We start from the raw sequence: 12,954 nt of genomic DNA, 5'->3' as shown, positions 1-12,954 counted from the left end.
ATCCGCTGCCTGAAGCGCTACGTCGCTCGAGAACTCCACCGAATCATCACATCAAACGATCAAGAACATGCCGCTTGACATCCATAGGAGCATCCCGCCGTCCGCTCCGGCCGGGGCGCGCCCCGGCCGGAGCAGGGTGGGTAAAAGTGAATCATGAGCGATTCCACGTGGACGATCGACGATCACCTGGCCGGCAAGCCCGACGAGTTCGTGGCCTTATATCACCGCTTCATCGACCTCGCGCGGGGCTTCGGGCCCTTCACCTACGCCGTCTCCAAGAGCATGATCACCCTCAAGGGCGCCCGCCGCGGCTTCGCCGGTGCCCGTCCCGACGCCCGGGGGCTGCGTGGCTACATGGACCTGCAGCGCGTCGTCGAGGACCCGCGTTTCACCAGCGTGTCGCCGTACACCAAACGCCTGTTCGTCCACGCCTTCCGCATCACCGGGCCCGAGCAGCTGGACGATGAGTTCGCCGGGTGGCTGCGGGAGGCGTACGACGTGGGGCAGGGGCGCCACCTGCTCACGTGAGGCAAGTCACCTGCGGCAAGGGAAGCGTTCCCGCCCTCATCTGAGTTGCGGTTTGCAACTCAGCTCGTGGACGGAGAACACCATGACATCAAGGGATCGGTCGCGCTCGTGACGGGCGGCAACCGCGGGATCGGCCGCGCCTTCGCCCGCGCGCTCCTGGAGCACGGCGCGGCGAAGGTGTACGCCGGCGTCCGCGACCCGGCCGGTGTGCGGGACAGCGACGTCGTCCCCCTGCGCCTTGACGTCACCGACGAGGAGAGCATCAGGGCGGCCGCCGCCGCGGCGGGCGACGTCACGATCCTCATCAGCAACGCGGGAGTCGGCGACTCGGGCACCCGGCTGCTGGAGGGCACGCTGGTCGTCGGGGTGCACGCGGGCTTCGTGGAGACGGAGATGGCCGCCTGGGTCGACGCCCCGAAGATCCCCCCCGAGAGCGTGGCGGAGCAGACCATGGACGCCCTGCTCGCCGGCCGCGCCGAGGTGCTGGCCGACGAGCGCAGCAGGAACGCTAAGGCCGCCCTGTCCCAGCCGGTCGGCGCCTGACCGGTTTCGCCGGCCGGCCCTACGGCTCGTCCCTGTCGTTCAGCCACCCGGACGGCGACGGCGGGGTGCTGCAGGAGGTCACCCGGCGTCCCGGCCGGGCGCGCCGAACCAGCGCGCGAGGCAGTCGTCCAGGTCCCGCTGGTCGTCGCCGATCCAGGCGACGTGGCCGTCCGGGCGGAGCAGGACTCCCGGGGCGTCCAGCGCCGCCCCGGGATCCGTGAGCTGATCGACCCGATCCGACCAGGGGCCGGTGGTGAGGCGTTCTGTACGGTCGAGCAGCAGGCCGCGGCCCTGATGCAGCAGGGGGTAGAGGCGGCCCCGCTTCAGCTCCAGGTCGGGCAGGCGGCGGCCGAGCAGGTCGGGGCCGGGGCCGAAGTCGTAGCGGACGGCGAGGCCGGTGATCTTCTCGATGAGGTGACGGTTGACCTCGTCGAAGGCCACCAGCTCGGCGAGCAGCCGCCGCACCGCGCGCGGGCCCGGCTCTGGGGAGGCCAGCTCCGCCTGGGCGCGGGTGTTGTCCAGCACGTCGGCGGCCACCGGGTGGCGTTCGGCGTGGTAGGTGTCGAGGAGCGTGTCCGGCGCCCAGCCGCGGATCTGCGCCGCGAGCTTCCAGCCGAGGTTGACCGCGTCCTGGACGCCCAGGTTGAGTCCCTGCCCGCCGAACGGCGGATGGATGTGCGCCGCGTCCCCGGCCAGCAGGACCCGCCCCACCCGGTAGCGGTCGGCGAGGCGGGTGGCGTCGCCGAAGCGGGACAACCAGCGCGGCGCGTGCACACCGAAGTCGGTGCCCGCGACGGCGCGCAGCCGCCGCCGGAAGTCGTCGAGCGTGGGCGGTTCCGTACGGTCACTGACGTCCGCCGCAGGGACGACGACGCTGTACGTCGCGCCCTCGCCGAAGGGCCTGATCCAGAAGGGCCGGTGGGACCCGGCGACCGCGGCGACCGTGGCGGCGATCTCCTCCTGCGGCACGCCGGCCTCCATCTCGCCCATGAGCGTGTCGTTGCGCGAGGGCTCGCCGGGGAAGGCGACGCCGAGCCGCTTGCGTACGGTGCTGCGCGCCCCGTCACAGCCGACGAGGTAGCGCGAGCGCACCCGCTCGCCGCCGGACAACTCGACGCTCACGCCGTCGTCGTCCTGCTCGAATCCGGTCACCGCGTGACCGTGCCTGACGTGGGCGCCCAGTGCGACGGCGTGCTCCTCCAGCAGGCGGTTGATGACCGGTTGCGGGATGCCGAGCAGGTAGGCGTACGGGGAGTCGAGGCCCTCGGGCGGGGGCGCGGGGATGGCGGCGAAGAAGCCGGCCGCCGGGCGGCGCCGGCCGTGCGGGAGCAGCCGGTCGAGCAGGCCCCGCATGGCCATCAGCTCCAGGCTGCGGATGTGCAGGCCGACGACGCGGACCATCGACCCGGGCTCGGTGTCCTGCTCCAGGACGAGGACCCGTACGTCGTGCAGCCGCAGCTCGGCGGCCAGCATCGCGCCGGTGGGCCCGCAGCCGGCGATGACGACGTCGTAGGGGGAAGTGTGCATGTGTGGTGCCTTTCGGGAGTGCCTTTGGCGGCGCTCCCGGCGGCACCTACGTCGGCCGCCTGACCGTGGCGGGAGGGCGGAGCGCCCACGTCGCTGCAGCGTGCATGGGTCTCACCTCCTCCGGCCGGGTCACGGTCACCGGCACGCTACAAGCCAGGCCGCCGGCCCGTCCAACGGTTTTCACGGCAGCGGCCAGGTGCGCAGCGCGGCGTCGGCCATCGCCTGCAGCTCGTCGCGGCCGACGCCGCTCGCGGCCTGCACGGCGATGCCGAAGGCCAGGGTCGTGACATAGCGGGCGAGCACCGTGACATCGGTCTCCGGTGGCAGGTCGCCCTCCTCGACGGCGCGCTGGAACCGGTCGCGCACGCGGCAGCAGCCGTCCTCGCGCCAGGCGACCAGCAGCTCGCGCACCTCGCGCCCCGAGTCGCTCGCCGCCAGGGCGCCCTGGACGCCGAGGCAGCCCGGCGGGCCGGCGGAGCGGGTGGTGGTGCGGACGGTGCCGGCCAGGATCGAGGTGGCGACGCCGAGCGCGGTCGGCTCCTCCAGCGCGCGGGTCAGGTAGCCGCCGGGGCCCTCGGTGTAGCGCTCCAGCGCCTTGCGGAACAGCTCCTCCTTGTTGCCGAAGGCGGCGTACATGCTGGTGGTGGAGATGCCCATCGCCTCCGTCAGCCTGCTGAGGCTGGCTCCCTCGTAGCCGTGCTCCCAGAACACGAGCATGGCTCGCTCGAGTGCTTCGTCGGCGTCGAACGCGCGCGGCCGGCCGATGGGTCCGCTCTGCCTGGTCTCCACGCGACCAGTCTACTCCCTTTTGTATCGATCACTTCAGAAGTGCTACCGTTCGAGTTCCGTATCGATCGATGCGGAAATTTGAGGAGGTCATGGACATGAGACTGCTTGAAGGCAAGACCGCGCTCGTCACCGGCGGCAGCACCGGCATCGGACGGGCCACCGCCATCCGGATGGCGGCCGAGGGCGCCCACGTGTTCGTCACCGGCCGGCGCAAGGCCGAGCTTGACGCCGCCGTCGCCGAGATCGGCGACGCCACCGGAGTGGCCGGCGACATCGCGAACCCGGCCGACCTTGACCGGCTCTACGAGGCGGTCCGCGCGCGGGGACGCGGGCTGGACGTGCTGTTCGCCAACGCGTCGGTGGCCGAGTTCGTCACGCTTGAGCAGACCACGGAGGAGCATTTCGACCACATCTTCGGCATCAACGTCCGGGGCATGCTGTTCACCGTGCGCAAGGCGCTGCCCGTGCTCAACGACGGCGCCTCGGTGATCCTGAACGGCTCGACGAACGCGGACTCGGGCGCGGCGGCGTTCGGCGCGTACGCGGCCAGCAAGGCCGCCACCCGCTCCTTCGCCCGCACCTGGGCCAACGAGCTGAAGGAGCGCGGCATCCGGGTCAACACCGTCACGCCGGGCCCGACCCTCACGCCGGGCCTGTCGGGGCTGACCGACGACCCGGAGGCGTTCGAGCGGAACATGGCGGCGCAGGTGCCGCTCGGCCGGCTCGGCAGCCCGGACGAGGTCGCCGCCGCCGTGCTCTTCCTGGCCAGCGGGCAGAGCAGCTTCGTCACCGGTTCCAACCTGTACGTCGACGGCGGCCTCAACCAGATCTGAGCTTGACCTTGACGCGGCGTCGACGTCTTAACTAGGGGGCATGCGGATCGGAGAGCTGGCCGCGCTGCTCGGGGTGTCCACCCGGACCGTGCGCCATTACCACCACCAGAACGTCCTGCCGGAGCCGCCGCGCCTGGCCAACGGCTACCGCGAGTACGGCATGCGCGACGCCATCGCCCTGGCCCGCGTACGCCGGCTGGTGGGGCTCGGGCTCACCCTCGACGAGATCCGCGACGTCATGGCCGGGGAGCGCTCCAGGGAGCTGCCCGAGATCCTCGCCGAGATCGACGCCGACCTGGCCGCGCAGGAACGCGACATCCGCCTGCGGCGGGCCAGGCTGGCGGAGGTGCTGCGCCGCGCCGAGGACGGCACGCTCGGCCCGGACGACACCGCGTCCCCCGACCTGGTGTCGTTCCTCAAGGTCATCGACGTGCCGGCCTCGGCGTCGGCGGCCTGGGACCGCGACCTGCTGGTGCTGGTCGACAGCGCCTCCAAGACGCCGGACGGGCGGGCGTTCACCGTGCTCGACGCGCTGGCCGCCGACCCCGAGCTGACGGCGCAGGGCCACGACTTCTACCGCAGGCTGGACGAGCTGGCCGGCGCGGAGCCCGACGATCCTCGGGTGGGGCCGATGGCCGAGGAGCTGGCCGCGTTCAGCCTGGACCATGTGCTGGCCGGCCAGACGCAGGACGGCTGGCGCGCCGACGCGGTGGAGCCGTTCCTGGACGGCCTGGCCCCGGCCCAGGCGGAGGTGGTCCGCCGTGCCATCCGCCTCATCGGCGACCGCCTGCCCCGCTGAAGGCGCTCCGGTACGCCGACGGCGACGTGCGCATGATGGCGGCGAAGTGGTGGCGGTAGGTGACGGCCGTGTCGAAGCCCACCGCCCTGGCGACCCTCTCGATCGGCGTGGCCGTCGTCTCCAGGAGGGCGAGGCTCGCCTGGACGCGCTGCTGGATCAGCCACCGGATCGGGGTGGTGCCGGTGGCGCGGGCGAAGTGCCGCAAGTAGGTGCGGGCGGACATGTGGGCCTGCCCGGCCAGCCGCTCGACGGTGATCGCCTCGCCGAGGTGCGCCAGGGCCCACGCGATGCTGCGGGCGATGCGGTCGTCGGCCGGGTCGGCGGGCAGCGGGGCCTCGATGAACTGCGCCTGCCCTCCGTCGCGGTGCGGCTGGATCACCAGCCGCCTGGCGACCGCGTTGGCGATCGCGGGGCCGTAGTCGCCGCGCACGACGTGCAGGCACAGGTCGAGCCCGGCGGCGCTGCCGGCGCTGGTGAGCAGCGGCCCGTCGTCGGTGTAGAGGACGTCGGGGTCGAGGTCCACCGCAGGGTGGCGCTGCCGGAAGCGGTCGGCGTAGCGCCAATGAGTGGTGGCGCGGCGGCCGTCCAGCAGGCCCGCGCCGGCCAGCGCGAACGCTCCCGAGCAGATCGACATGATCCGCGCGCCCCGGTGGCGGGCCCGGCGCAGCGCGGCGACCAGCTCAGGTGAGGGGTCGGCGGTGACGTCGGGCACGCCCGGCACGATGACGGTCTCTGCGGCGGCGAAGGCGTCGAGGCCGTGGGGCGTGTGCAGGCTGGCCCCGCCGACGACGCGTACGGGGCCGGGCGTCTCTGCGCAGACGGTCAGGTCGTACCACGGGACGTCGAACTCCGGCCTGGGCAGGCCGAACACCTCGGTGACGATGCCCAGCTCGAAGACCGACATCCCGTCGTAGGCGAGCACCGAGACGGTCGGCGCGGGTCGCGGCATGGCGGAATGTTAGCGGGCATCGTCACTGACGCCACTGGCCGGGTGGACAGGCTTGGGCCGAGGATTTCCGCATGTCCTTCGTACTCTCCTCATCGCCCGCGCCCGCCGAGTGGGCCGCCGCCCACTTCGCCGCGAAGCTGTCCTTCGAGACCGACGTCAGCGACGTCCACCAGGACCTGGAGGCGGGCGTGCCCGGCCTCGTGGTGGTGGACACCCGCGGCGCCGACGCCTGGGAGCAGGGCCACGTGCCTGGCGCGATCCACCTGCCGACCCGGCAGATCGCGGCCAGGGCCGCACGCGAGATCCCCGCCGGAGCCGTCGTCGTCACCTACTGCTGGGGCCCTGGCTGCAACGGCTCCACCAGGGCGGCGCTGGAGTTCGCCAGGCTCGGCTACCCGGTCAAGGAAATGATCGGCGGCTATGAGTATTGGGTGCGCGAGGGCCTTCCTGTCCGCACCCGCGCCGGGGACAGGCGACGTCAGGGGGATGAGCTGACCGTGACGTGCGACTGCTGAGGGTCATGCCGTGTGCGCCCGCAGCCCGGTCAGGTCGGGGGCCACGTCCGGCCGGAGCACGAGGTTCCCGTCGTAGTCGCCGCCGTTCCGCGTCCGGTACGGGATCGGCTCGGTCTCCGGGATGGCGAGCAGGCGTCCGGTCAGCTCCTTGGCCGCCGTCCTGCCCTCGCCGGGCGTGAACCGGTCGGCGCCGAAGATCAGCACCGGGGGCAGCACCTGCGCGCCCGCGTAGAACAGGGTGCCGTGCTGCAGGGGGAACAGCAGCTCGTCCACGGCGCCGTGGATGCCCCGCGCGCCGTAGAACCAGCCGGGACCGCCCATGGTCACCACCGCCATCGCGCGCTTGCCCGCGAGGAAACCGTCGCCGTAGCCCATCCACTCGCCGTCCGGGCCGCGCAGCCCGTACGCGTAGCCCTGGTGCCAGACCCGGTCGAACCAGCCCTTGAGGATGGCGGGCATCCCGAACCACCACATCGGGAACTGGACCACGAGGGTGTCGGCCCGGTCGATCTTCTCCTGCTCGGCACGGATGTCGGGGCTCAGGCCGCCGCTCTCGTACGCCTGCTTCGCGGCGGCGGCGACCTGGAACCGATCGGCCGGGTCGTGGGCGTAGCCGGCGGGGTCGACGACGGGGTTCCACCCCATCGCGTACAGGTCGGACACCTCGACGCGGTGGCCTTCCGCGCGGAGCGCGCGCTGCCCCTCCGCGGCGAGGTGGCCGTTGAGCGAGCGCGGTTCGGGGTGGGCGAGGATCCAGAGGACGTTCATGGCGTCCATGCTGGTCGTGCGGCGCCCGCCCGCACGACTGGCCTGATGGACAACATGTGCGAAGATCGGGCCATGTCCGTTTTCTCCGGTGACGGGCGGCACCGGGTGGCCGTGCTGGCCCGTGACCGGGCGCTCTCCTTCGAGCTCGGCATCGTGCACCGGCTCTTCGGCCAGGCGCGCTCGGCCGAAGGCGCCGCGCTGTACGAGGTCGTGACCTGCGCGGCCGAGCCCGGCGAGCTGCGTACCGACGGAGACTTCACCCTCACCGTCGCGCACGGCCTCGAAGCGCTGGCCGAGGCCGGCACCGTCGTCGTGCCGGCCTCCCTGAACGACTTCGAGCAGGACGACTTCGAGCGCCCGGACGAGCCGCTCGCCCCCGCGATCGTCGCCGCGCTGGCGCGGATCCGGCCCGGCACCCGCGTCGCCGCCATCTGCACGGGTGCGTTCGTGCTCGCTGCGGCCGGCCTGCTGGCCGGGCGGCGGGCGACCACGCACTGGCGCTCGTCCGCCCGGTTTCGCGAGCGCTTCCCCGACGTCGTCGTCGACCCGGACGTGCTCTACACCGACGACGGCGGTGTCCTCACCTCGGCGGGCGGGGCGTCGGGCGTCGACCTGTGCCTGCACATCATCCGCACCGACCATGGCGCGGCCGTCGCCAACGACGTGGCGCGCGGCTCCGTCGTCCCGCCGCACCGCGAGGGCGGGCAGGCGCAGTACGTGCGGCGGCCGATGCCGGACCCGAAGATCTCCTCGACCGGCAGGGCGCGCCGCTGGGCGCTGACCAACCTGCACCGGCCCATCACGCTGCGCGAGCTGGCCGCCCAGGAGGCGACGAGCACGCGCACCTTCACCCGGCGCTTCCGCGACGAGATCGGCACCTCGCCGGGCCGGTGGCTCACCCGGCAGCGCGTCGAGCGGGCCTGCTCGCTGCTGGAACGCACCGACCTGCCCGTCGACGAGATCGCCGTCGCCGCGGGCTTCGGCACCGCCGGCTCACTGCGCCTGCACATGAAGGCCGAGCTGGGCGTCTCCCCCACCGCCTACCGCGCCACGTTCCGCGGCCCCTGACCGGTGGCCACGGCGAGCCCGCCAGCGCGGGCCCGGGGTTACTCGCCGACCCGTTCGAGCCAGGACCCGCCCCTGCGGGCTCGCGTGCGGAGGGCGCTCTGGTCCCTAGCCGCTGAGGCCGTTCAGGCGGGTGAGGTCGTCGGCGCTGAGGCGCAGGGCGCCGGCCGCCACGTTCTCGGCCAGGTGGTCGAGGTCGCCGGTGCCGGGGATGGCGAGGACGTGCGGGCCCTGGGCGAGCGTCCAGGCCAGGCGGACCTGGGCGGGTGACGCGCCGTGGGCGCGGGCGACCTCCTTCACGACCTCCTCCACGGCCTCGTGCTCGCCCGTCCCCGTCCCCGACTCGCGGCCGGCGCCGGCGATGGCGAAGAACGGCACGTACGCGATGCCCTGCTCGCCGCAGCCGCGCAGCAGCTCGCGTTCCTGGGCGGGGGCGCCGACGCCGAAGGCGTTCTGCACGCACACCACCGGCGCGATCGCCTGCGCCTCGGCGAGCTGCTCCGCCGTGACGTTGGAGACGCCCAGGTGCCGGATGAGCCCGGCCTCGCGCAGCCCGGCCAGCGCGCCGAAGTGCTCGGCGATCGAGCCGTCCCGCCCGCTCGGAGGTACGCGCAGGTTCACCACGTCGAGCCGGTCGCGGCCGAGCGCCCGCAGGTTGTCCTCCACCTGGCCGCGCAGCTGCTCGGGCGTGGCCCACCACCACTCGCCGTCCGGGTGGCGGGCCGGCCAGACCTTGGTGGTGATGACGAGATCGTCCGGGTACGGGGCCAAGGCTTCCCTGATCAGGTCGTTGGCCGCCAGGTCGCCGGTGAAGTAGAAGGCCGCGGTGTCGATGTGGTTCACGCCGAGCTCGACGGCCCGCCGCAGCACCGCGATCGCCCGGTCACGCCCGCGCTGGTCGGACCCGAAGGCGACCCGTCCGGCCAGGCGCATCGCGCCGAAACCGATCCTGTTCACGGTCAGGTCGCCGAGCCGCCACGTTGCACTCATCTCAATCTCCATCAGAGAGGGTTCGCCCGGTTCCGGGCACAAAAAAGCCTCCTCGCGGCGGACGAGGAGGCTCACAGGTGCTTGATCAGCATACCAGTCCCCCAGGGGCCGGTGGCGCGCCTCCGGGGTTCCATGCCACACTCACTGTTATAGAACTCTTAGAGGAGTTCTATAACGAAAGGAGTTCGGCATGGACGACGTGCTGCCTTGGAGAGACCCGGCCCCGCCCGACATGACGATGAACGAGCCCCAGGAACGGGGCAGGTTCGGCGCGTACGGCGGCAGGTACGCCCCGGAGTCCCTGGTGGAGGCCTGCCGCGAGGTGGACGAGGCGTTCCGCGCCGCCTGGGCCGACCCCGGCTTCCGCACCGCCCTGGCCACACTGCTGGCCGTGCACGCAGGCCGCCCCACCCCGCTCACCCCCGCCGCCCGCCTGTCGGACGAGCTGGGCGTACGGCTCTACCTCAAACGAGAGGACCTCACCCACACCGGCTCCCACAAGATCAACAACGTGCTCGGCCAGGCGCTGCTGGCCACCCGCATGGGCAAGACCAGGCTGATCGCCGAAACCGGCGCGGGCCAGCACGGCGTGGCCGCCGCCACCGCCGCCGCGCTGCTCGGGCTGCGCGCGACGGTGTTCATGGGCGCCCGTGACATCGAACGCCAGGAGCTGAACGTCTTCCGCATGCGCGTCCTCGGCGCCGAGGTGGTGCCGGTGACCACGGGCAGCCGTACGCTCAAGGACGCCACCAGCGAGGCCATGCGCCACTGGGTCGGCACGACAGGCGACTCCCACTACTGCATCGGCTCGGTCGTCGGCCCCGACCCGTACCCGTATCTGGTCAGGGAGCTGCAGCGGGTCATCGGCGACGAGGCGCGCGCCCAGTGCGCCGCCGCGCTGCCCACCGGCGTCCCCGAGCACGTGGTGGCCTGCGTCGGCGGCGGCTCCAACGCGGCCGGCACGTTCGCCGGGTTCGCCGACACCTCGGCCCGGCTGGTCGGCGTCGAGGCCGAGGGCGGCGCGGGAGCCGCGCGCGGCCGGCTCGGCGTGCTGCACGGCGCCCGCTCGCTGTTCCTCCAGGACGGCGACGGGCAGATCACCGAGGCGCACTCCATCGCCGCCGGGCTCGACTACCCCGGCGTCGGCCCCGAGCACGCCCACCTGCGCGACCTGGGCAGGGCCCGCTACGTCACGGTGACCGACGAGGAGGCGGTCGCTGCCGCCGTACGGCTGGCGCGCACCGAGGGCATCCTGCCCGCGCTCGAATCGGCGCACGCCCTCGCCTGGATCATCCGCGCGGCCGCCGGCGGCGACCTGCCGGCCGGATCGACGGTGCTGATGACGCTGTCCGGGCGCGGCGACAAGGACATGGCGACGTTGAAGGAGCTGCTGTGAACGACTCCGTCCTGCTCGCGGGAGCGGTCGAACGCCACCTGCGGGCCGCCCGTGACGCCGGCCGCGGCCTGCTCATGCCGTACGTCACCGCCGGCATCACACCTGACTGGACCGGCTACCTGCACGCCTTCGCCGAAGCAGGGGCGGACGCGATCGAGGTCGGCCTGCCCTTCTCCGACCCCACGCTGGACGGCCCCACTATCCAGCAGGCGAGCCAGGCCGCCCTGGCCAGAGGCGCGAACACCCGCGACATCCTCGCCGCGATGCCCGACGTGGGCGTGCCCCTGGTCGTCAGCACCTACTACAACCTGGTGCTGAACGCCGGCCCCGAGCCGTTCTGCGCCGCGCTGCGCCAGGCGGGTGTCACCGGCCTGATCGTGCCCGACCTGCCGGTGCACGAGGCGGACGAGCTGACCGACGTTGCCAGGGCGACCGGCATCGAGCCCGCCCTGCTCGCCTCGCCCACCACGCCCGAGCCGAGGCTGGCGCAGATCGGCGCCCGCAGTCGCGGCTTCGTCTACGCCGTGTCGGTCATGGGCACCACCGGCGAGCGGGCCGCGCTCGCCGACTCGGCGGAGCGGCTCGCCGCGCGGCTCAGGCGGGTCACCGACCTGCCGGTCTTGCTAGGATTCGGCATCTCCACCCCGGACCAGGCCCGCGAGGCCCGCCGGCACGCCGACGGCGTGGTGGTCGGCGCGGCCGTCATGCGGCGGGTGCTCGACGGTGCGGGGCCGGATGACCTGCGGGCCTTCGTCACGAGCCTGCGGGAGGCCCTCGACCAGGAGTGATGCACCACGATGACCGCCGAAGCCGGGCACGAGGCGAGATACCGCGCCATCGCCGCCGACCTCGCCGCGAAGATCCGGTCCGGCCACTACGCCCCTGGCGAGGCGCTGCCGCCGCAGCGCGAGCTGAGCGCCTCCTACGGGGTCACCCTGATGACGTTGCGCCAGGCGTTGCGGCAGCTCAGCGACGAGCGGCTGATCGTGCAGCGGCCTGGCAAGGGCACGTTCGTCGCGCCGCCGCATCTGGCGTACCAGCTCGACTCGCTCCGCAGCCTGGCCGACGACCTGCGCAAGCAGGGCCACGACGTACGCACCGTCGTCGTGGGCCGGGCGGTGCGCCGCGCTCCCGCCAGGATCGCCGCCGAGCTGCGGCTGCCGCCCGGCGAGAGCGCGCTGCGGCTCGAGCGGGTCCGCGAGTTCGCCGGCCGCCCGGCCGTCCACCAGGTCTCCTGGGTTCGCCGGCCGATGGCCGACCACGTCCGCGACCGCGACTTCACCGAGGTCTCCCTCTACACCGCGCTCGCCGACGCGGGCGTGGCGGTCGCCCGCGCATCGGAGGTGGTGCGGCCCGGCCTGCTCGACGCCGCGGCCGCCCGCCACCTGCTGGAGCCGGAGGGCAGCCCGGTGCTGGTCAGCACCCGCGTCACCGCGACGCTCGACGCCACGCCGGTGGTGTCCGACCACGCCACGATCCTGGGCAGCATGATGGAGATCCGCACCGAACGCGCCGCCACCGGTCTGTCCCTCACGTGGGGCGCCACCACCTGACCTTCGCTCCTGCGTCGGCTTGCCGGGTTGCCAGAATATGCAGACCGGTCTACTTTTTCGGCGTGGGACGTAAAGGCGCGCAGACGCGCGGGCGGTTGCTCGACACCACCCAGCAGCTGATCGAAGCAGGCGGCTACTTCGGCGCCGGGCTCAACCAGGTGATCGCGGCCAGCGGGATGCCCCGGGGCTCGCTCTACTTCCACTTTCCCGGTGGCAAGGACGAGCTGGTCGCCGAGGCGCTGCGGCGGGCCGGGCGGGAGATCGCCGCCGCCGTCGACGGGCTCGCCGCCACGGCGCCCGACACGACGGCCCTGCTCACCGGCATGATCACGCTGCTCGGTGACCGGCTGGAGGTGTCCGGGTGGCGTAAGGGCTGCCCGGTCGCCACCGTCGCGCTGGAGCTGGCGGCCACTCATGACGTGCTCCAGCAGGTGTGCGCCGAGGTCTACGCCTCCTGGGAGCGCATCCTGGCCGACCGGCTCGCCGCCGACGGCCACCCCGACGCCGACGACACCGCCACGACCGTGCTCGCCCTGATCGAGGGCGCGCTGCTGCTGGCCAGAGCCCGCCGCGACCGCCGCCCCCTCGACGCCGCAGCCCGCCGCGCCACCCTCCTGCTCACCACCCCCTGAGGAGAACCCCCGTGCCCTCCGACTCCCCCGGCTCGCTCGGCCAACCTGGTCCGTCCGGCCCCTTCGC

The 12,954-nt window shown here is 73.2% G+C and carries 15 protein-coding genes; 10 read left to right on the top strand and 5 right to left on the bottom strand.

From position 1 onward, the window contains the following. Window positions 1-153 precede the first annotated feature (153 nt). Together AB0K12_RS40345 and AB0K12_RS40340 are read left to right on the top strand one after the other, a co-directional pair. On the top strand, window positions 154-528 hold the full coding sequence (locus AB0K12_RS40345) for a DUF5655 domain-containing protein (protein ID WP_364573080.1): 375 nt from the start codon (window positions 154-156) through the stop codon (window positions 526-528). Between the two features lie 66 nt (window positions 529-594). Then, window positions 595-1,071 (top strand): SDR family NAD(P)-dependent oxidoreductase, encoded by a 477-nt coding sequence (locus AB0K12_RS40340; protein WP_364573078.1) that lies wholly within the window; start codon window positions 595-597, stop codon window positions 1,069-1,071. 78 nt (window positions 1,072-1,149) lie between these two features. On the opposite strand, the gene AB0K12_RS40335 is transcribed toward AB0K12_RS40340, so the two are convergent. After that, window positions 1,150-2,598, bottom strand: a complete 1,449-nt coding sequence (locus AB0K12_RS40335) for an FAD-dependent monooxygenase (protein ID WP_364573076.1) — start codon at window positions 2,596-2,598, stop codon at window positions 1,150-1,152. A 180-nt stretch (window positions 2,599-2,778) separates the two neighbouring features. Beyond that, window positions 2,779-3,387, bottom strand: a complete 609-nt coding sequence (locus tag AB0K12_RS40330) for a TetR/AcrR family transcriptional regulator (protein WP_364573074.1) — start codon at window positions 3,385-3,387, stop codon at window positions 2,779-2,781. 95 nt (window positions 3,388-3,482) lie between these two features. On the opposite strand from AB0K12_RS40330, the gene AB0K12_RS40325 reads away from it, so the two are divergent. Continuing rightward, window positions 3,483-4,220, top strand: coding sequence for an SDR family oxidoreductase (locus tag AB0K12_RS40325; RefSeq protein ID WP_364573072.1), 738 nt, complete (start codon window positions 3,483-3,485; stop codon window positions 4,218-4,220). A gap of 40 nt (window positions 4,221-4,260) precedes the next feature. Continuing rightward, on the top strand, window positions 4,261-5,019 hold the full coding sequence (locus AB0K12_RS40320; RefSeq protein WP_364573070.1) for a MerR family transcriptional regulator: 759 nt from the start codon (window positions 4,261-4,263) through the stop codon (window positions 5,017-5,019). On the opposite strand, the gene AB0K12_RS40315 is transcribed toward AB0K12_RS40320, so the two are convergent. Continuing rightward, complete coding sequence (locus tag AB0K12_RS40315; RefSeq protein WP_364573068.1) at window positions 4,994-5,968, bottom strand: helix-turn-helix domain-containing protein; 975 nt, start codon at window positions 5,966-5,968, stop codon at window positions 4,994-4,996. The genes AB0K12_RS40320 and AB0K12_RS40315 overlap by 26 nt on opposite strands. Window positions 5,969-6,039: 71 nt before the next feature. On the opposite strand from AB0K12_RS40315, the gene AB0K12_RS40310 reads away from it, so the two are divergent. Beyond that, window positions 6,040-6,483, top strand: coding sequence for a rhodanese-like domain-containing protein (locus tag AB0K12_RS40310; protein ID WP_364573066.1), 444 nt, complete (start codon window positions 6,040-6,042; stop codon window positions 6,481-6,483). 3 nt (window positions 6,484-6,486) lie between these two features. On the opposite strand, the gene AB0K12_RS40305 is transcribed toward AB0K12_RS40310, so the two are convergent. Then, window positions 6,487-7,251, bottom strand: a complete 765-nt coding sequence (locus tag AB0K12_RS40305; RefSeq protein WP_364573064.1) for an NAD(P)H-dependent oxidoreductase — start codon at window positions 7,249-7,251, stop codon at window positions 6,487-6,489. 72 nt (window positions 7,252-7,323) lie between these two features. Here AB0K12_RS40305 and AB0K12_RS40300 point away from each other — a divergent pair, with 72 nt between their 5' ends. Next, window positions 7,324-8,319, top strand: coding sequence for a helix-turn-helix domain-containing protein (locus AB0K12_RS40300; protein ID WP_364573062.1), 996 nt, complete (start codon window positions 7,324-7,326; stop codon window positions 8,317-8,319). A gap of 105 nt (window positions 8,320-8,424) precedes the next feature. Here AB0K12_RS40300 and AB0K12_RS40295 read toward each other — a convergent pair whose 3' ends face one another. Continuing rightward, entirely contained in the window at window positions 8,425-9,306 is an 882-nt protein-coding gene (locus tag AB0K12_RS40295) for an oxidoreductase (RefSeq protein WP_364573060.1), read from the bottom strand. Window positions 9,307-9,538: 232 nt separating this feature from the next. Between AB0K12_RS40295 and trpB the strand changes: the two genes are divergently transcribed. The 4 genes from trpB (at window position 9,539) to AB0K12_RS40275 (ending at window position 12,887) form a co-directional block, all read left to right on the top strand. Further along, window positions 9,539-10,702, top strand: coding sequence for a tryptophan synthase subunit beta (trpB, locus tag AB0K12_RS40290; RefSeq protein ID WP_364573092.1), 1,164 nt, complete (start codon window positions 9,539-9,541; stop codon window positions 10,700-10,702). Then, entirely contained in the window at window positions 10,699-11,490 is a 792-nt protein-coding gene (gene trpA / locus AB0K12_RS40285) for a tryptophan synthase subunit alpha (RefSeq protein WP_364573058.1), read from the top strand. The genes trpB and trpA overlap by 4 nt, the downstream gene beginning before the upstream one ends. A 9-nt stretch (window positions 11,491-11,499) precedes the next feature. Beyond that, window positions 11,500-12,255, top strand: coding sequence for a GntR family transcriptional regulator (locus AB0K12_RS40280; RefSeq protein WP_364573056.1), 756 nt, complete (start codon window positions 11,500-11,502; stop codon window positions 12,253-12,255). Window positions 12,256-12,317: 62 nt separating this feature from the next. Further along, on the top strand, window positions 12,318-12,887 hold the full coding sequence (locus AB0K12_RS40275) for a TetR/AcrR family transcriptional regulator (RefSeq protein WP_364573054.1): 570 nt from the start codon (window positions 12,318-12,320) through the stop codon (window positions 12,885-12,887). The last annotated feature ends 67 nt before the right edge of the window (window positions 12,888-12,954 follow it).

It is taken from the genome of Nonomuraea sp. NPDC049419 (assembly GCF_040676995.1).
Classification (GTDB): Bacteria; Actinomycetota; Actinomycetes; order Streptosporangiales; family Streptosporangiaceae; genus Nonomuraea; species Nonomuraea salmonea.
Note: the sequence above shows the minus strand (reverse complement) of the source record. Positions and strands in the feature narration are given on the sequence as shown.